The organism is Alteromonas sp. OM2203, assembly GCF_048517045.1.
Lineage (GTDB): Bacteria > Pseudomonadota > Gammaproteobacteria > Enterobacterales > Alteromonadaceae > Alteromonas > Alteromonas gracilis.
This window is the reverse complement of sequence record NZ_CP183209.1, coordinates 3,455,327-3,474,800: the sequence shown is the minus strand read 5'-3', so window position 1 is coordinate 3,474,800 and position 19,474 is coordinate 3,455,327. Positions and strand designations below refer to the sequence as shown.

Genomic DNA, 19,474 nt, shown 5'->3' with positions numbered 1-19,474 from the left:
GCTTAATTCGAATATGTTGAAAGTGAAATCTATGCTGACATCGGCGAGAAACAATCAATTGCTGCGTGGTAATTTCGAGCTTGGCAAAGGCGAAAAGTTGCTTCAAGACAATCCCAAAGCTATCGTCAAAGAGGTGTTTTGGACTCACGGCATAACACAAAGAGCAATATCTGCCGCCACAAAAATACCCCAGCAGACCGTTTCTCGTTTGGTGATTACACTTATTGAAGATGGTCTTATCAGAGGCGTCGGTGAATCGGGGAAAGCCTCCACAGGACTAGAGCCAAACCCCGAGTATGCTTATAGCTATGGCTTGTCGATATTGCTTGATGCTATATCCATTGCTTTGATGAACTTTAAAGGTGAAGTGGTTGCAACCCGGCACGTAGAATTAGACGATATGGGAATTGCTTCGGTACTATCAAAAGCCGTGTCTGAAGTTGAAGCAATGTCAGCAGAACATAGTATCGATAATGACCGTATACTCGGTATTGGCGTAGGCATTTCAGGCTTCTTCAGCTCAAATGATGGCAAAATGAATACGCACCATGCAATTGAAGAATGGGCTGATATCAATATTGCAGATACTGTGGCAGATGCATTTAATTTACCCACTTGGGTAGTAAATGATGGGACGGGAGCCGCCGCTGGTGAGGGGATCGCAGGGGTAGGGCGGAAGTATAAAAACTTTGTGTACTTCTTCGTATCAAGTGCATTTGGCGGGGGGTTGATCAATAACGGTGACATGATTCGGGGAACCCATGGCAATGCCGGGGAGCTGGGCGATATGCTACCTGCTAAACTGTATAGCCACCCAAACCTGAAGTTGCTTGAGCGTATATTGTTAAAGCACGGTGTTGAGGTACCATCAATGTATCGCTTAAATGAAGTGTTTGATCCTGAGTGGCCTGGGGTTGATGAATGGATCTATAAGGTGCAAGACTCATTCGATTTAGTCGCAACGGCAAGTTCAGCATTGCTTGATAGCCAAGCCATTATCATCGGCGGTCACATACCGACTAAATTGGCGCAAAAAGTCATTCCAAGGATTGACGTATATGCACAGTTTAGACGTGGTGCTAAGCGTCCGATGCCCGAAATCGTTTGCGCTGGAGTAACCGATTGCCCGGTTGCAGTGGGAGCAGCAACACTGCCTATAAGAGACTGGTATTTGTAATTTAATCTATGCTTGTAAAGACACTTTTTGCTTTCTATCTCTAAGAATTATCTGATCTTTACCTGCATGCTTCGCTTCGTATAATCGAGCGTCAGCAACTTCTAATTGAGACTCCAAGGAGTCGTGCTCTTCGGCACACACACCGATACTGCACGTCACGTTGAATTTATGGTGAGTAAATCTGGTGGTGCGCACAGTGTCCATAAATGTAGCGAGCGCTGAAAGATAAACTTTTGGTGGTCTTACTGAAACTACAGTGAATTCTTCACCACCGTAGCGGACTATCAGGTCGTCTGGAAAATAGTCTTTTAGAAGTGCGGCGAATTCCTGTAATAATACGTCGCCGGTTTTATGACCGTAAGTATCGTTCACGCCTTTAAAGTTATCGGCATCTATCATCGACACTATGACATTTGATCTGGTTCCTTTATTTTCGAACAACTCTTCGGCTTTTTCATAAAGAAAACGGCGGTTATAGACCTTAGTAAGTGGATCTAAATTAGCTGAGTCACGAATAGTTTGAATCATTTCCTGCGATTCAAGGTTCTGCATTATGCGGCAATAGAATTCTTCGTGATAAAAGGGCTTTGAGAGAAAGTCATTCGCGCCGCTTTTAATAAATTTAGAAGTAAGCACGCTATCGCCAGTGGCAGAAAGCCCGATAAAAACGAGATCTTGCATTCTCTTTTCGTGGCGTATCGCCTTAACCAATTCATAGCCGTCCATGTTAGGCATACGATGATCAGCAATCACCATTTTAATGTCGCGATGATTATCAAGCTCATCGAGCGCTTCCACACCATCGCTTGCTTCGTGAACTTGAAACCTGAATTTGCGAAGCAAGGAGCAGATATGGTTCCGGCTCGTCATAGAGTCCTCAACAACAAGTACCTTTGTGTTTAGGTTTTTTCTTAAGCGATCAACCAGCTTAGATACCTGTAGGTAAGAATAGCGAGACTCTTTCGTAATATAGTCTAGCACGCCCTGATCGAGCAGTTGCGAACGAGTAAATTCATCGAAGTTACCGGTCAGTACGATTGTTGGAACGTTATGAGAAAGTGCTAATTCGACGCTTTCGCCACGGGGGGCGTCGGGAAGATTTAAATCAACAATAGCGGCCAAGTATTCGGTGCCGCTCTCAAGAGCCCCTTTGGCCTCAGCTAAATCTTCACAGAGATCACATGTAAAATGAGGATTTTCTTCAATAAGTTTATTGACGATCTTACGGACAGTCACGCTGTCTTCTACTACAAGCACTTTATACATGTGAACTTCTCTTGATAACTACTCGTTTATAGTAATCAACAATTACTAAAAAAGCCCTCTTGAAGAGGGCCTTTCATACGAATGTCTATATTGAGACTTTTCGATGCCGGCTAATGCTCTTAGCTCTGTTCGACAGGAACGCGCACGTTTCCTTCCATAAGCACCCTTGCACTTCGGCTCATTACTGCTTGGTTGATATGCCACTTGTCGTCTTCAAATGACGCTTTCGCACCAACGCGTAGCGTGCCAGAGGGGTGCCCAAAGGTCACTGAATCTCTGTCTTCTCCGCCAGCTGCTAGGTTCACCAGAGTACCTGGAATTGCTGCAGCCGCAGCGATAGCTACGGCTGCCGTACCCATCATTGCGTGGTGAAGTTTACCCATTGATAACGCGCGAACTAGCACATCAATATCAGAGCCTAAAATGTCTTTTCCGCTTGATGCCTTATATCTTCTAGGAGGTGCAACAAACGCAACTTTAGGCGTGTGTTGTCTGTTTGCGGCTTCGCCTACATCTTTAATTAGACCCATTTGAACAGCGCCGTGTGCACGAATGGCTTCGAATTTAGACAGGGCCCCTGCATCGTTGTTGATGTCGTCCTGTAATTCTGTGCCCGTGTAGCCAATATCTTCAGCGTTAATGAAAATAGTTGGAATACCCGCGTTTATCATGGTCGCTTGAAGTGAACCAACACCAGGTACTTCAAGTGTGTCGACCAATCGCCCTGTGGGGAAGATAGCACCCTCACCGTCCGCTGGGTCAACAAATGCTACTTCTACTTCTGCTGCAGGAAAGGTAACCCCGTCTAGCTCAAAATCACCGGTCTCCTGCACTTCGCCATTAGTGATGGGCACCTTGGCAATAATCGCCTTATTGATATTGGCTTGCCAAATATTGACAATCGCAATGCCGTTTTCGGGGATTCTATCCTTGTCGACAAGGCCATTGCTGATTGCAAACGCGCCAACGGCGGCTGTTAAATTACCGCAGTTACCGCTCCAGTCCACAAATGGCTTGTCTATGGCAACTTGCCCAAATAGATAGTCGACATCGTAACCTTCACGTTCACTTTTGCTTAAAATAACGGTTTTGCTGGTGCTTGATGTAGCACCACCCATACCGTCAGTTTGTTTACCGTATGGATCAGGGCTTCCGATAACACGCAGAAGCAGGGCATCGCGCGCAGGTCCCGGCTTTTGCGCTGCTTCTGGCAAATCGGTTAAATTGAAAAACACACCTTTACTGGTACCTCCACGCATGTAGGTAGCCGGTACTCGAAGTTGTGGCGCATACTTTGTCATGTTTTTTCCTTCCCAAAAAATAGTAAACCCTGTCAACAGAAGTTAGCTGATTTAGGAAGTACTGAGTTGGGTGCGGGACCCTCAATTCGCATGGATGCGAATTGGGAGCCTACATGGATGTATTCACGGCGTGTCCTGCAACCGGCTCAGTTCTTCCCAGCTGAATCAGCTAGCTTCCGCTTCTAAGAAGTCTTTGGCGAAGCGTTGTAGTACCCCGCCTGCGCTGTAAATAGAGACTTCTTCACCTGTATCTAAGCGACAGGTTACGGGCACTTCTAGCTGCTCGCCGTTTTGACGGTTTACTACTAGCGTCAATGTTGCGCCTGGTGAAGGTTCGCCGCTTACGTCGTAGGTTTCCGTGCCGTCTAGCTCTAGCGTCTTACGTGTCGTGCCAGGCTTAAACTCAAGCGGTAGCACGCCCATACCAATGAGATTAGTACGGTGAATACGCTCAAAGCCTTCAGCTACAATCACTTCAACGCCTGCAAGACGCACGCCTTTAGCTGCCCAGTCCCGTGATGAACCCTGACCGTAGTCGGCGCCTGCAACAATAATCAGAGGCTGTTTACGGTTCATGTAGGTTTCGATGGCTTCCCACATGCGGACTATTTGGCCTTCTGGCTCAACGCGGGCCAGTGAACCTTGCTTCACTTCACCGTTTTCCAGCACCATCTCGTTGAACACTTTCGGGTTCGCAAGAGTAGCGCGCTGGGCGGTTAAGTGATCCCCACGGTGGGTGGCATACGAGTTGAAGTCTTCTTCGGGTAGCCCCATTTTTGCCAAGTATTCACCCGCGGCACTGCTTGCCATAATGGCGTTCGAAGGTGATAAATGGTCTGTGGTGATGTTGTCACCTAAAATGGCTAACGGACGCATACCCTTCATGGTGCGCTCGGCATCCATTGCACCTTCCCAATAGGGTGGGCGGCGAATGTAGGTGCTCATTTCACGCCAGTCGTAAAGTGGGTTAATGTCTTTTCCATAGTCAACGCTCAAGTCGAACATTGGCTCGTATACTTTTCTGAAGTGTTCGGGCTTCACCGACTTAGCAACAATAGCGTCAATCTCTTCATCGCTTGGCCAAATGTCTTTAAGCGTTACCGGGTTGCCGTCTTTATCAGTACCTAGTACATCTTTTTCAATGTCAAAGCGAATGGTACCGGCAATAGCGTATGCTACAACCAGCGGTGGCGATGCCAAGAAGGCTTGCTTAGCATAGGGGTGAATGCGACCGTCAAAGTTACGATTGCCCGATAATACCGCCGTGGCGTATAAATCACGGTCAATAATCTCTTGTTGAATTTTAGGGTCTAGCGCGCCGCTCATACCGTTACAAGTAGTACACGCAAAGGCAACTACGCCAAAGCCTAAATCTTCTAACTCGCTCATTAAGTTGGCTTCTTCAAGGTACAGCTTAACGGCTTTAGAACCTGGCGCTAGTGAACTTTTCACCCATGGCTTGCGGGTCAAACCGCGCGCGTTTGCATTTCTGGCAAGTAAGCCTGCTGCAATCACGTTTCGCGGGTTAGAGGTATTAGTACAGCTGGTGATAGCTGCGATAATCACCGCGCCATCAGGCATTTTGCCTTCTTCTTCAGTCCATTTAGCTGCGATACCGCGACTTTCTAAGTCGCTTGTGGGTAAGCGTGCATGCGGGTTAGACGGCCCGGCCATGTTTCTGCCTACGGCAGACAAATCAAACGTAAGAACTCTTTCGTACTCGGCAGTTTCTAAGTCATCAGCCCAAAGCCCAGTGTGTTTAGCGTATTTCTCAACAAGCGCAATTTGCTTTTCTTCACGCCCAGTTAAGCGCAAGTAATCAATAGTTTGCTGGTCAATGTAGAACATGGCTGCAGTGGCACCGTATTCCGGTGTCATGTTCGAAATGGTAGCACGGTCGCCGAGCGTTAAGTGCGATGCACCCTCACCATAGAATTCCAAGTACGCCGATACAACGCGCTCTTTACGCAAGAATTCGGTAAGCGCTAGAACAATGTCTGTAGCCGTTATGCCTGGCTGTGGTTTGCCGGTCAGTTCAACGCCTACAATATCGGGCAAACGCATGTAAGATGCGCGACCAAGCATAACACTTTCAGCTTCAAGTCCGCCAACACCAACTGCAATAACGCCAAGTGCATCAACATGTGGTGTGTGGCTGTCAGTGCCCACTAGTGTATCAGGGAAGGCGACGCCGTCACGAGCTTGAATAACCGGCGACATACGCTCCAAGTTGATTTGATGCATTATGCCGTTACCTGGAGGGATAACGTCTACGTTTTTGAACGCGGTTTTAGTCCAGTTAATAAAGTGGAAACGGTCGTCGTTACGTCTGTCTTCAATCGCACGGTTTTTCTCGAACGCGTCTTTTTCAAAACCAGCGTGCTCAACAGCTAATGAGTGATCAACAATCAACTGCGTTGGAACAACTGGGTTCACTTTCGCCGGGTCACCGCCTTTTGCTGCGATAGCATCGCGAAGGCCTGCTAAGTCTACAAGGGCTGTTTGCCCCAAAATGTCGTGACAGACCACGCGAGCAGGAAACCACGGAAAGTCTAAGTCGCGCTTGCGATAAATAAGCTGTTTAAGCGAGTCGGTTAACATGTCAGGGGCGCATTTGCGCACTAAGTTTTCAGCCAGTACACGCGACGTGTAAGGCAGCTTGGCATAGGCACCTGGCTCAATAGCATCTACCGCTTCACGGGTATCGAAAAAATCGATACCCGCGTTAGGAAGCGGTTTACGGTAATCAATATTCATAAAATCTTAACCTTACGCGCGTTCGCTGATAGCAGGCACTGGGCGAAGCTCTTCACCTGTGTACTCGGCAGATGGACGAATAATACGGTTGTCAGCGCGCTGTTCCATTACATGCGCGGCCCAACCTGTAAGACGAGACATTACGAAGATTGGCGTGAATAGCGGTGTAGGAATGCCCATAAAGTTATACGCAGAGGCATGGAAGAAATCGGCATTACAGAAAAGCTTCTTCTCGCGCCACATGACTTCTTCACAGCGAACAGAGACAGGGTAAAGCACGTCGTCGCCCACATCGGCAGCCAGTTTTTCTGACCATTGCTTGATGATTTCGTTACGTGGGTCAGAATCAGAGTAGATAGCGTGGCCAAAGCCCATGATCTTCTCTTTGCGCTCAAGCATGCCCATCATTTTCTCTTCAGCGTCGTCGGCAGAGGTAAAGCCTTCTATCATTTCCATTGCGGCTTCGTTTGCACCGCCGTGAAGTGGGCCACGCAGTGAACCGATAGCACCGGTCACGCAAGAATGCATATCAGATAGCGTTGAAGCACACACTCGTGCTGTAAATGTAGACGCGTTAAACTCGTGCTCGGCATACAGAATTAGCGATACATGCATAACTTGTTCATGCAGTTCACGTGGCTTTTCGCCATGAAGCATATGCAGGAAGTGACCGCCAATTGAATCGTCATCGGTTTCAACATCAACGCGCACGCCGTCGTGCGAGAAGCGATACCAGTAACAAATAATGCTAGGGAAACATGCCAACATACGGTCTGTCACATCTTGCTGTTGCTCGAAGCTGGTTTCCATTTCAAGGTTACCTAGCATTGAACAGCCTGTACGAAGTACGTCCATTGGGTGGGCATTTTTTGGAATGCGCTCTAGCACTTCTTTCAGTGCTGTTGGAAGGCCGCGCATGCCGCGAAGTTTTGTTTTATAAGCGTCCAGTTCAGACTGGTTAGGTAGCTTGCCCTTAAGAATAAGGTACGCCACTTCTTCAAACTGGCAGTTTTGCGCTAAGTCTTTTACGTCGTAACCACGATAGGTTAAACCAGAACCTGATTTACCTACGGTTGATAATGCTGTTTTACCTGCAACTTGGCCGCGTAAACCCGCGCCACTTAACTGTTTAGCCATCTTGTTGTCTCCGGTCTTGTATAATATGTAAGGTACTTTTGAAAAATATTTCTGATTAAAACGGTTAAAACTCAACTTAAACTGGGTGCGAGGCAGCGAAATAGCGGGGGCGGTGCACAGGGCGTCACCCCTTTGAGGCATGGATGCCGAAACGGAGCCCCCATGGATGGGTTCACGGCGTGGTAACGCCCTGTGTACTGCCCCTGTTCCAAGGAGCTTCACCCCTGCATCCTCGTACCCGCCAACTTCAAGCTGCAATCGTTTATTAATTTAGTTTTTGCTTTCTGCGAATAGGGCATCTAGCTTTTGCTCGTATTCGTGGTAGCCAAGGTAATCGTATAGCTCCATGCGTGTTTGCATGGTGTCGACAACGGCTTTTTGGTCGCCGTATTCAAGTATAGATTTATACACCATTTCTGCTGCTTTATTCATAGCGCGGAATGCACTTAGTGGGTACAGCACCATGTCGGCACCCCATTCGCCCAGTTCTTCTTTATTCCAAAGCTCGGTTTTGCCAAATTCTGTGATATTGGCTAGGATCGGAACGTCTAGTGCTTCTGCAAATGCGCGGTAGTGCTCTTCAGTTTGCACTGCTTCTGCGAATATGCCATCTGCCCCTGCTGCAACATAGGCTTTAGCACGTTCAATGGCTTTCTCTAAGCCTTCTTGAGCAAATGCGTCAGTACGGGCCATGATGAAAAAATCTGGATCTGTTCTGGCATCTACCGCGGCTTTAATACGGTCTACCATTTCAGCAGTGCTCACAATTTCTTTATTAGGGCGATGGCCACAACGTTTTTGTGCCACCTGATCTTCCATGTGAACGGCCGCAGCTCCCGCTTTTTCCATATCACGAATGGTTTTGGCAATGTTAAATGCACCGCCCCAGCCGGTATCAATATCGACTAAAAGCGGTAGATCACAGGCACTGGTAATACGCTGAACATCTGCAATTACGTCATTAAGCGAGGTCATGCCTAAGTCTGGCAAGCCGTAGGATGCATTGGCTACGCCGCCGCCTGATAAATAAATGGCTTGGTGACCAATAGCTTTTGCCATCATGGCGGAATAGGCATTGATAGTACCTACAATTTGTAGGGGTTTGTTCTGCTCAAGGGCGGTTCTAAATTTCTTTCCTGCACTCATGATAATCACTCGCTTATTTGAAAGTAGGGTAGAGGTGAATAAGATTTGAAGAAGCGTTGGTAGAATTAACCATGATTCAACTTCTTCTCAATATTGTTTTTTGAATAAAGAATATGGCGGCGCATAAGCATTTCTGCTAGTTCCTCGTCGCGGTTCGCAATGGCGTTAACAATGTGTCTATGCTCGTCAAACGCAGTGCTCACACGGGGCCCTGCCATACCTAACTGCACGCGATACATGCGTACAAGGTGATACAAACCGTCAATAAGTACGCTAATTAAATGTTCGTTTTTGCTGCCAGTTACAATTCTGTAGTGAAAGTCTACATCGCCGGCCTCTTGATAATAGCTGTGGCTGTCTTTGACTTTGTCGAAGTGGCTGTCTAGCAGTGCCTGCATGTTTGCAATTTCATCATCGCTCATGTAGCGGGCAGCTAAACGGGCCGCCATGCCTTCTAACGCTTCGCGCACCTGATAAAGTTGAATGAGTCCTTCGGGTGAGAGTGCTACAACGCGAGCGCCAACATTGGCTTTGCGCTCTACAAGGTGGCAGGTGGCTAAGCGGTTAATTGCCTCGCGAATAACCGCACGACTGACCTCGTACTTTGTCGACAATTCCATTTCACTCAGCTTGCTGCCTGCGGGAATAACGCCCTCTACTATGTCCTTTCTCAGTTGAAAGAACGTGCGGTCAGCGTTGGTTATGGCTTGTTCGCTTTTTGATAGCACAATACATAGTCTTTTTTTGAGGTAATGTCGACAATATATGTCTTATTCAGTCTTTATTCAAGTGTAAGTGGTGCATATTGTCGACAAAGGGGTGAGATATTAGTCGTACGTTGGCGGTGAAAAGTCCCGGTATTTTTCATCAGTACTAAGGATATGAGTGATGGATTCATGAAAAAAGTGCTGGGTACTGAAATTGTTTTTACCTGTAAAAGGATAAAGAATTGTTTTTAAAGCGCGCTAACTTTCAATAGCAGTAATGCGTGGTTGAATTTTGTCCAACTGGTCAAGCTTTCAACATTGGTTTTTTTACACCATTTTTTAGTGGTTAGACCTGTTAAGTATTTGAATATATTTAGTTTTTAATCCTATTATCTGAACTTTAAAGTCAGTGCGATACCTAACCAATTAGTCTAATATTGAAGTCTTGATTTAGTAAAAGTGTAATATTTCACTTTGCAAGATCGCAAAGTGACGGTAACATGTCGTTCCAGTCTTCAAGCCTAAATTCTTCTACTGAGTTTTAAGGGACTGGAAAAGTATTCACTACTTTTGAAGCAGAGTTTTATTGAAAGTAAGTTTGTAATGTTTTATTACGACTTACTTTTTTATTGCCTGTAATCCGGTATTAGCACAAGGTTATGTGCGCCTCTTAATTCAGTGAGTTTAGCCTTTCAAAGTTCCAAAGAAGAACTTGAAGCAGCCTATAACAACAAATTTATACCTAACACTCACGCAAAAGGGGTTACACCATGAAAACCAATACTGACGTGTCTAAGACACTCGCCAGTAAGCTTTCACCTGTCGCACTAGCAGTAGCGATGACCGTTCCAGCTCTTTCAAACATTGCCGTTGCTCAAGAAGCTGAAGCAACAGAAGAACAAAAGTTTGAAGCCATTACCGTTACCGCAACAAAACGCCCTCAAGTCATTTATGAAGTTCCTATCGCAATCAGTGCTTTTGACGGCGACAAGCTAGCAGCACAAGGCATTACAGATCTAACAGACGTAGGTAAGTTTGTACCAAACCTTAACGTTACTGGTTTCTCTGCGGGCCACACGTCTTCTGTAAACCCTTTTATTCGTGGTATCGGTCTTCAAGATCACCTTATTACTACAGATCCTGGCGTAAGTGTCTACGTTGACGGCGTCTATCTGGGTCGTCAAGTTGGTCAAAACTGGAGCTTAAACAACATCCAGCGTATCGAGGTGCTTCGTGGCCCTCAGGGTACACTATATGGTCGTAACTCAATTGGTGGTGCTATCAACATCATTACAAAAGAGCCAGATCAAGGTGATGTAACTAAAGTAAATACCGAGTTTGGTACTCGCGGCCGCGTTAAAGCCGACATCTTTGTTAACCATGGCTTAACTGAAACTGTTGCGTTCAACATGAATCTAGCGTTTAACAAACGCGATGGCCTAGGTGAGTTTATTAATGTACCTAACGCTGAATACGATGTGGGTGAAACTGAAGATATTTCAGGTCGTGTATCACTTAAGTGGGAACCGTCTGACGACTTCCGCATGGTACTAACCGCAGATGCAAACAACGGTGACGGCGGCCTACGTCCTTACACTGTGCTAATTGACGAAGTGGGCTCTGCGCGCTATTTCGGTGGTGGCAACGGCTTAGGTGTTGAGTTGCGTAACACAGATGTTACACCTGAAGGTGCTGACATTTATGATAATGCTACAGGTACTGAAGCGGTAACTGGCGTATCGAACGAAGCCCGCGGTCTTTCACTGACTACCGAGTGGGATATCAACGAAGATTACACCGCAAAGGTGGTAGCTAGCCAACGTACATCTAAGTACAAAGCGGGTCTTGATGATGACGGTACCGTTTTTTCATTAGATCAGTTCCCTGAGCGCGGTGAAGCTGACCAAACCTCTATTGAACTTCAGCTTAACGGCTACATCAACGAGTACACTGACTTTGTTGCTGGTCTTTACTATTTCAATGAAGAAGGTAGCAACCGCCAAGGCGACGACTCTAACTTCGACGGCGGTCCAAACTTACTTGAGCTAGACCAAGAAACCACATCTAAAGCGGTATATGTAAATGTGCGTCGCGACCTAACTGATGAGCTAAGCGTGTCAGGTGGTATTCGATACACCGAGGATGAAAAAGAAGCGTCTGCTAACGTATTTTCAGCACTTGGTACAATCTTCGACTCAAACGAATGGGATGAAGTTACTTGGGAGCTTGCTACCAACTATACGTTTGAAAACGGCATGACAGGTTACGCAACTATTCAGTCTGGCTACCAGTCGGGCCAGTTTCCAGCACGTCCTTACTGCCTAATCGGCCAGTTCTTCGGTGCGGGTGGCTTCGATGATATCGAAGGCGCGCAAGCTGCCGTACGTGCCAATAACTGCTTCACAGCGTCAGACAACATTACTGCAACTAATTATGAAGTAGGTATTAAAGGTCGTGTAAACGACTACTTTGACATCAGTGTTGCTGTATTTAACACTGAGTTTGAAGATCTGCCTTACCAAGTAAGTCGCGTAAGCGAAGGCGGTTTCGACACAGCCAACCTTGTTGTTGAACAAACATCACGCGGTATTGAAGCTGATGCAACGTTCAACTATGGCAACTTCAGCATGATGACCAGCATTGGTTACATGGATGTTGATGTGGAAGAGCAAGACGGGTTTAATCCGGTAGCACCACTGACTCCAGACCTTACGCTAGCAATTGGTCCACAATACACCTTCGAACTTGATGGTGGCGATTCAATTCGCGTGCGTGCTGACTACTCTTACCGTTCAGAAATGTACGGTGAGCCAACATCTGCGCCAGAGCGTATGACAGAGCTTGACAGCCGTGCGTTAGTTAACTTTGATATCGCGTATACGCCAGCGAATGAAGCGTACACAGTCGCACTTTACGGTCGCAACATTTTCGATGAGCGTTACGACAATGCGCGCTTGAATACAGGTGACTATATCCTGCAAATTTTAAGCAACGACGCGAGTGAGTTTGGCGTTAGATTCTCAACTGAATTCTAATAGCTACAACGAGTTATGATTACAAAGCCAGTCTTCAGACTGGCTTTTTTTTGCTTATTTTTTCTTGTTTTATCTTCATTATTGGCATAGTTTTAAAACTGTTCTAGCAATGTCCGACGATTATCTATGAAAACAAGCGCGCTTTACGGCATTACTTTACTCGCAGTATCTATGCTTGTATTTGGCTGCACTTATACTGTGTATCTACCTGACGATGTAGAAAATCACGCTAACAAAAACGATGGAGTAGCGACTGCTAAGCCAGAGTTTGGCAATCAGTGCCGTTATAGTGGTAACGGTGAATATGGGGTATGCCCAACGGCAAATGGTGAAATGGTTGGAACTGCGTGTTCGTGTCCTTCACCATCAGGGCAAATTATGGGAACGGTGTCTAGATACTAGGCCCTTATCGCAGCTAGACCTTAAAATCATATGGAGTTGAGGTGTGGGATTGTTTACCAATTTTAAAAAATCGCGGTTGGAAAAAAAGTTTAAGAAAAATGAATGGGTGGTTATACAGCCCATTTCGTTCGCTCAGTTTGAACAGCTTATAGTCGACCATGTTGATAGCGGCTGGGAAATTGAAGATGACTATGAAAGACTGGCAGAAAATACGTCAAAGTGGCAATGCGAATTACGCAAAGGAACCAGTATTCTTACCTGCATTTGGACAGCTAACCACCAAGGTATTGTATATGGACCTGAACGGGTACTTACCGGACTATCTGAAAAGCTAAAAGTCTCCACATCTAAAACTATCACGACACCTTGGTTTTAAGTTAGCATTTTTGGCCAGCAATTAGAGCCAGCCTTTTTGTTTCGCTATGCGAGCAGCGTCTACCCGGTTTGTGGCGTCTAGCTTAGATATCGCTTCTGACAAGTAGTTTCTTACGGTTCCTTCAGATAAAAACAGCGACCGCGCTATATCTTGAGTTTTCAGCCCTTCTGATGCCAGCTTAAGCGCCGACATTTCTTTTTTTGATAGCGGGTTGTTGTCATCTAATGCCATTATCGCAAGCTCGGTGGAAATTACCTTTTCTCCGGCAGATACGTCATGAATTGCCTTTATTAAATAGTCGCTATCCGATTCTTTTAAAATAAACCCTTTTACCCCTAAACTTAACGCCCGCTTGATATAACCTGGTTTTGAAAATGTGGTCATAAGGACCATCTTGGTACTGAGGCTTTCATTGGCGAGATGAGCCGCTAAATCTAGTCCAGATACCAGCGGCATTTCTATATCGCTCAAAATGATATCGGGCGCAGGGTGTTCATTTAAATAATTAATCGCTTCTTGTCCATTGCTGCACTTACCGACAACAGTTAGATCGTCTTCTAATGACAAGAGCATGGCTATGGCATCGCGAACCAAAGACTGATCTTCAACGATCAAAATAGTAGTGACTTTTGAATTCATAGCGCAGCCTTCATAGACGAACTTTGATCAACGTTGAGTTGAAGAATGACAATGGGGTGGGGGGTAAAGGAAATGTCCACATTGGCATGGATAGATGCGGCGCGCTCTCTAATTCCCATTAGACCGTTCCCTTCTTTTATCGACTCACTGCTCTTAACAATTCCATGGTCTTTATAAGTCATCTTCACGGTCTGTTCGTAAACTTCAACACTGAATGACACCGTGTTTCCCGTTGAGTAGCGCAGTGTATTTGTCGTAAGTTCCTTGATAATAAGTGCGAGCTGACTTTCTTGTTTTGTACTTAAACGTGCGTCTTCTCTGTCTTCAATATTGGTAATAACGGTAAAGCCATTTTCTTCCAAAAGCGCCTTATCTTTCGCTATTTCATCACAAAGCGAAAGCTGCTTAATATCTGATACTGCTTGGCGAATATCGCTCAACAAAGACTGAGAAAGCTGGGCTAATGCTTTCACTTCACGATGAGCCTCTTCGATTTTGTCTTTACTTATCAGTTTATCGGCCAGCTGCGCCTTTAAAGAAATGGAGCTAAGAGCGTGTCCTGCTACATCGTGTAAATCTCGACCTATACGCTCACGTTCGGCTATCGCGGATAATACCCTAAGGGCTTCCGCCTGCTGGCTTTCTTTTAAGCCGTGAAGCGTTTCTTTTCGCTCCATAACGCCAAAGCCAAATAGAACGATGCTGTTCAACAAGGAGGCAAGAAGGAGGAAACCAGCACCGTCAAATACGGAAAAGTTTAATGATGTAAGTAGTACCATCATGGTGCTGATGGTAAGTATGCCTGTTCTCAGCGAGTTATAGTACCCGACGATGAAAGCAATAAAACCTACAATTGTTGCAGCTCCTGGATTTTGGAAGCTGCAAGCCACTGATAATAAAAACATCAGCAGCAAAAAGCTCGGCAGTGTTTTAGCGGGTTGTTTTATAGCTCTAATGTAAAGAGTGACGAAGCAAATATATCCTGCTGATTGAAATATCCATGTTTCAACAGGTAGTGGGCGTGAAATAATCAGTGGGACAAAGAAAAACAGCGAAAAAAATAAACTGCCGTGCGACCAGCGTTTTTTGCGTCCATTTCCCAAAAGCGGCATGACCGGCACCATATCGTTCTTGTCTACATGGCTTATAGATTCCCCCATTTTCGCAGTGCCATCACCTACATGAGCGGTAGGCACTGCGCTGGTGTTATTTATTATGTGGTTTTGGCTGCGCATTGCGAGTATTTCGTCCTTACTGAAATACAACGGCTGACTTGCTAGTGATAAGCAAGGTGCCCGAGATAATTAACATAATACCTAGCACGGCATAAATGTCGAAAGTTTGTTTCCAAAATACCACCGAAGCAGCGGTGATAAGTGCGATACCCATACCTGACCAGATCGCATAGGCAACGCCAATCCCCATGTTTTTTAAGACCATGGCAAACAGCATTCCGGACACAGTATAGAAAAATATAGCGCCGTAGCCGAACGCCCACTTTTCCCAGCCGTTAGACATTTTAAGTAGCATGGTAGCGGTAACTTCCGTAACGATAGCAATGGCTAAAAATAAGTAAGTCATGATGAATTCCTTTTGGTTGTTTTGTTGTAGAGCGTATTCTATTGCGGTAAATCGTGCTTAAATTGGTATCTGAGCGTTTGCTCTTTTCTTCACATTGCAGGTTTGAAAGCGACGTTCGAGTGCAATTAAAGAGACGATATAAACTGAAACTATGACCGCAGATATGGCTTCGACACGAGCATCCGGGAACAGATACCAAGCGCCAACAATGCCAAAGGTTCTTGCGATAGTGTGGAAATAACCTACCCAGTGTTCAATAGCCCAAGATAGTGGCATCCACATGAGTCCAGCTAAAATTCCTATGCTAAGAGAAACCGTTGTATGGTCTATCGCCGCAACCGGAAGTGCGATGGCGAACACCAAAAGGCTCATTAGCATGCCAACGAAAAAAAGGCGATCGAAGCTATTTGATGTGGCCTTTTTAGCAAAAAATCGCTCGCCGGTGAGGTATGACAGTCCAGCACCTAAGTAAAAAATAGCGCCAGTACCGATATACAGCATCCACGTGATTGTTAATTCTGACACAAAGGGAGCGCTCGCGCCTAATGTTGCCCAAACAATAGTACCGGCCAGTGGCATTGCGATGAACCGGTTCTGTTTAAAGCTTTCGCGTTGCTGTTCAAGCGTTGGCTGAGTTCTTTTTAAGCTGATAGCTGTGCGAGATGACGATACCTGTTCCATTTCTTTCTTACCTTTCTTGGTTATTTCGATAGGTCAAGTATGCGTGAGTGTTGTGCTTTGGGTTAGTCACAAAAATCATCAATAGTATGTGACATTTGTCACCAAATGCTTAGAACAGGCTAATTGAAAAAGGTCGACTGGCGAGAGTAATTAAATGCTTAGTTTAAGTTACTACGAGTACTTTAAAGATTATTGCGTTTGCTGCTTTTTCTTTGTTTTGCGTTTATTTAATACTGATACACCGTCTTCTTTTGAAAGTAGGAGGCTGTCGTAAATACTGACAAGCGCTATCGCTCCCATAAACAGCATAGCGATAGAAAATGTTTGCAAGTTAGGTGTATCAGGGCTTTGTTCTAATATAAGCGCTGCAACAGCGATGGCAAGGGCTGAAAGCGTGATGCCTAAGCCTCGATTCATTTGCATTAGAATCGCGCCCAGCGTGTTCGCGTCTCGCATTTTAGTGGGCGGTACGTCTGCAAAGGCAATGGTGTTTAGCAGCGTTAAGTGCATTGAGCGAGTCACACCGTTTACAAAAAGTATTGTTGCTATCATTAATGAAGAAGTGCTGTGGTTAATGAAAGCAAAAGCGAAAAAGCCAAGCGCGATAAGCACGCCATTCACTACTAGCACACGTTTAAACCCAAATGTGTTCATTATCCACGTTGTCGCAGGCTTAATCGCCAAATTCCCTGCAAAAAGCCACAGTAATAAAGAGCCAGCCTCTACGGGTGTGTAACCCAATCCAAGCTGCAGCATTAGCGGCACAAGAAACGGGGCGCTGCCTAGTGCTACACGCACAACAGACCCGCCATAAACAGAAAGCCTGAACGTTTTGTGCTGCATCGCATCGAATGAAAATAGCGGGCTTTTGGCTGTTTTTACGTGCCTTATGGCAAACATCATAAGCACTATACCCATGGTAATAACGGCAAGTGACTGGACTAGTTTGTCGCTGGTACTGGCTAGGAATTCAATGCCTGCCATAAACAAGGCGAATCCGACCCCAGTAAGAAGAAAACCCTTCACGTCGAATTTACCCACATCGCCTTTGGTATTCCTAAGCAAATACAGAGACGCCACAATGGCAATAGCGCCCAGTGGGATATTCATGTAGAAAATCCACTGCCAGCTAAAGTGTGTTGCTATATAACCACCAAGTACGGGGCCGAGCAGTGGAGCACTCAGCGCAGGCCATGTAATTATAGCCACGGTTTTTACCAGTTTTTCTTTTGGCAGATCACGCAGCACAACAAGGCGACCAACAGGGACCATCATGGCGCCGCCCAACCCCTGAAGAATTCGCGATAGCGTAAACTCTAATAAGGTTGTGCTTAGCCCACAAAGTACAGAAGCCAATGTGAAAATAGCAATAGCCGCGATAAAGATAGTACGAGCGCCGAATTTATCTGCAACATAACCACTCAGCGGAATGAAAAGAGTGACGGCGACCAGGTAGGCTGACACGCCAATAGAAAGGTGGGCTGCCGGTACATTAAAGTCGGCAGCAATTACGGGGAGCGCCGTAGTAATAACGGTAGCATCTAAAATTTCCATAAAGAGCGCCCCTGCAACCAAAAGGGCAGTGGCTAACTCTCTATTGAACAATTTCAAAGGCTCTAACGACGCGAGCAACACCTGTAATATTACGCGCAATATCAACTGCTGCGGTAGCTTCCAGATTATTCAAGCGGCCCATGAGAAAGACCTCGGAATCTTGAACAACTACTTTAACCTGTAATGCAGGGACACGCTCATCGGCAACGATTTTAGTCCGCACTTTTGAGGCCAGCCAGATATCGTTAGCCTGCGTTCCTGCACCAATAGGTTCGCCAATACGAATTTGGTTGTGTATCTTTTTAATGTAGCTGACTTCTTGTGCTCGTTGAACGGCCTCGTCTACCAGGCCCTGATTGGGCGCTTGACCCGTCAGCAACGCCACGCCGTTGTAAACATCAACTTGAAGGTTGGCTTGGTCTTTTAGAGCGTCGCTTTTTGACCATTGGTACGACACAGCCGCGTCGGCATTTTGATCGTCTAGCTGTGTACCCACAGTTCGTCTGTCATTAGCCACTTTTGCCGCCATCGCGCCCGCGGCACCCACCGCTACGACACAGCCTTGCAGGCTCAGAACCAAAGCAAAAACAGTTCCCAGTAATCCTAAATATTTAGCGCTTTTAATCATAGTGCTGTGTTTACTCATCACCATGGTCAGCAGGGAATAAGCTATCATCAATACATTCACATAAATTGTGAATGACTAATAAATGCACCTCTTGAATGCGCGCAGTGCGGTTCGACGGTACGCGAATTTCTACGTCGTGCTCACTTAAAAAGCCCGCCATTTCGCCACCGTCTTTACCTGTTAACGCAACAATGGTCATATCACGAGAAAGTGCGGCTTCCATTGCTGCAATAACGTTGCGTGAATTGCCGCTTGTAGATATTGCTAAAAGAATGTCACCCGGCTGACCGAGTGCGCGAACTTGCTTCGCAAAAATTTCATCGTAGCTATAGTCGTTTGCAATCGAGGTAAGTGTAGAAGTATCTGTACTCAACGCTATGGCCGGAAGGCTCGGACGGTCGCGCTCGTAGCGGTTCAGCATTTCAGAAGAGAAGTGCTGTGCGTCTCCAGCAGAACCGCCGTTTCCGCAACTCAGTACTTTATTTCCACGAATAAGCGCTTCAACCATCATATTGGCCGCTTTTTCGATAGACTCAGGCAGTATTTCTGAAGCTGCAATTTTGGTTTGAATGCTTTCTGTAAAGTTCGCTTTAATTTGTTCAATCATACTTCTAATCTCTTTTTAAAAAGACGGGGAGTTACGGATATGAAAAAAATTACGGTAATTTGAGTAACAACGTACACCTAAATACACCGAAATCGTATGCTTTGCTCTTTTAACAATGCGCAAAGAAATATCTCTAGCCTACGTTTTTCAACCATTGAAGGTTATGCCCGTCTATGGCGATAACGTCAATCCGTAGGGGAGTAGACGTTGAGTTAAGACCATTATCTAACAAATAGAACTCAAACGCAGCCTGAATTCTCTGTAGTTTTTTAGCAGTAACAAATTCCAGCGCACTGCCGAACTGGTTTCTTTTTCGGTATTTAACCTCAACACATACAATGGTGTTTCCATCTTGCATCACAAGGTCAAGCTCCCCCCGTCTGGTGTAATAATTTCGACACCTAAGCTCAAGGCCTTGTTCTATCAAATATTTACAGGCCTTATCCTCTCCTGCATTCCCTTGCAGTTTTGACATAGTAT

At 45.8% G+C, this 19,474-nt stretch carries 18 protein-coding genes; 4 read left to right on the top strand and 14 right to left on the bottom strand.

The window, feature by feature from the left end; translation table 11 throughout:
- Window positions 1-34 precede the first annotated feature (34 nt).
- Window positions 35-1,177, top strand: a complete 1,143-nt coding sequence (locus tag ACM0P2_RS15375; protein WP_159117833.1) for an ROK family transcriptional regulator — start codon at window positions 35-37, stop codon at window positions 1,175-1,177.
- Between the two features lie 6 nt (window positions 1,178-1,183).
- Here ACM0P2_RS15375 and ACM0P2_RS15370 read toward each other — a convergent pair whose 3' ends face one another.
- From ACM0P2_RS15370 to ACM0P2_RS15345, 6 genes are all read right to left on the bottom strand, one after another.
- Window positions 1,184-2,443, bottom strand: a complete 1,260-nt coding sequence (locus tag ACM0P2_RS15370; protein ID WP_159117807.1) for a diguanylate cyclase — start codon at window positions 2,441-2,443, stop codon at window positions 1,184-1,186.
- 119 nt (window positions 2,444-2,562) lie between these two features.
- Entirely contained in the window at window positions 2,563-3,744 is a 1,182-nt protein-coding gene (gene prpF, locus ACM0P2_RS15365) for a 2-methylaconitate cis-trans isomerase PrpF (RefSeq protein ID WP_159117808.1), read from the bottom strand.
- 165 nt (window positions 3,745-3,909) lie between these two features.
- Window positions 3,910-6,501, bottom strand: a complete 2,592-nt coding sequence (gene acnD, locus ACM0P2_RS15360; protein WP_159117809.1) for a Fe/S-dependent 2-methylisocitrate dehydratase AcnD — start codon at window positions 6,499-6,501, stop codon at window positions 3,910-3,912.
- 12 nt (window positions 6,502-6,513) lie between these two features.
- The gene (gene prpC / locus ACM0P2_RS15355; RefSeq protein ID WP_159117810.1) at window positions 6,514-7,638 is read right to left on the bottom strand and encodes a bifunctional 2-methylcitrate synthase/citrate synthase; all 1,125 of its coding nucleotides are present in this window, start codon (window positions 7,636-7,638) and stop codon (window positions 6,514-6,516) included.
- 270 nt (window positions 7,639-7,908) lie between these two features.
- Complete coding sequence (gene prpB / locus ACM0P2_RS15350) at window positions 7,909-8,784, bottom strand: methylisocitrate lyase (protein ID WP_159117811.1); 876 nt, start codon at window positions 8,782-8,784, stop codon at window positions 7,909-7,911.
- A 65-nt stretch (window positions 8,785-8,849) separates the two neighbouring features.
- Entirely contained in the window at window positions 8,850-9,512 is a 663-nt protein-coding gene (locus ACM0P2_RS15345; protein WP_105929505.1) for a GntR family transcriptional regulator, read from the bottom strand.
- Between the two features lie 749 nt (window positions 9,513-10,261).
- On the opposite strand from ACM0P2_RS15345, the gene ACM0P2_RS15340 reads away from it, so the two are divergent.
- The 3 genes from ACM0P2_RS15340 (at window position 10,262) to ACM0P2_RS15330 (ending at window position 13,304) form a co-directional block, all read left to right on the top strand.
- Window positions 10,262-12,526 (top strand): TonB-dependent receptor, encoded by a 2,265-nt coding sequence (locus ACM0P2_RS15340; protein ID WP_159117812.1) that lies wholly within the window; start codon window positions 10,262-10,264, stop codon window positions 12,524-12,526.
- 126 nt (window positions 12,527-12,652) lie between these two features.
- Window positions 12,653-12,928 carry a hypothetical protein gene (locus ACM0P2_RS15335; RefSeq protein ID WP_159117813.1) on the top strand — a complete coding sequence of 92 codons (276 nt, stop codon included), beginning with the start codon at window positions 12,653-12,655 and terminating at the stop codon, window positions 12,926-12,928.
- A 43-nt stretch (window positions 12,929-12,971) separates the two neighbouring features.
- On the top strand, window positions 12,972-13,304 hold the full coding sequence (locus ACM0P2_RS15330; RefSeq protein ID WP_120961884.1) for a hypothetical protein: 333 nt from the start codon (window positions 12,972-12,974) through the stop codon (window positions 13,302-13,304).
- Between the two features lie 21 nt (window positions 13,305-13,325).
- On the opposite strand, the gene ACM0P2_RS15325 is transcribed toward ACM0P2_RS15330, so the two are convergent.
- The 8 genes from ACM0P2_RS15325 to ACM0P2_RS15290 form a co-directional block, all read right to left on the bottom strand.
- On the bottom strand, window positions 13,326-13,943 hold the full coding sequence (locus ACM0P2_RS15325; RefSeq protein ID WP_159117814.1) for a response regulator transcription factor: 618 nt from the start codon (window positions 13,941-13,943) through the stop codon (window positions 13,326-13,328).
- A complete protein-coding gene (locus ACM0P2_RS15320; protein WP_159117815.1) occupies window positions 13,940-15,178 on the bottom strand; it encodes a sensor histidine kinase in 1,239 nt (412 codons plus the stop codon). The genes ACM0P2_RS15325 and ACM0P2_RS15320 overlap by 4 nt, the downstream gene beginning before the upstream one ends.
- Before the next feature lie 16 nt (window positions 15,179-15,194).
- Complete coding sequence (locus tag ACM0P2_RS15315) at window positions 15,195-15,524, bottom strand: DMT family transporter (protein ID WP_105929510.1); 330 nt, start codon at window positions 15,522-15,524, stop codon at window positions 15,195-15,197.
- A gap of 57 nt (window positions 15,525-15,581) precedes the next feature.
- Entirely contained in the window at window positions 15,582-16,205 is a 624-nt protein-coding gene (locus tag ACM0P2_RS15310; protein ID WP_159117816.1) for a DUF7010 family protein, read from the bottom strand.
- A 189-nt stretch (window positions 16,206-16,394) separates the two neighbouring features.
- The gene (locus ACM0P2_RS15305) at window positions 16,395-17,759 is read right to left on the bottom strand and encodes an MFS transporter (protein ID WP_159117817.1); all 1,365 of its coding nucleotides are present in this window, start codon (window positions 17,757-17,759) and stop codon (window positions 16,395-16,397) included.
- A 40-nt stretch (window positions 17,760-17,799) separates the two neighbouring features.
- Window positions 17,800-18,435, bottom strand: coding sequence for a BON domain-containing protein (locus ACM0P2_RS15300; RefSeq protein WP_236547057.1), 636 nt, complete (start codon window positions 18,433-18,435; stop codon window positions 17,800-17,802).
- Window positions 18,398-18,994 (bottom strand): phosphoheptose isomerase, encoded by a 597-nt coding sequence (locus ACM0P2_RS15295; protein WP_105929513.1) that lies wholly within the window; start codon window positions 18,992-18,994, stop codon window positions 18,398-18,400. The genes ACM0P2_RS15300 and ACM0P2_RS15295 overlap by 38 nt, the downstream gene beginning before the upstream one ends.
- A gap of 133 nt (window positions 18,995-19,127) precedes the next feature.
- Window positions 19,128-19,469, bottom strand: coding sequence for a YraN family protein (locus ACM0P2_RS15290; protein WP_159117818.1), 342 nt, complete (start codon window positions 19,467-19,469; stop codon window positions 19,128-19,130).
- Between the last annotated feature and the right edge of the window lie 5 nt (window positions 19,470-19,474).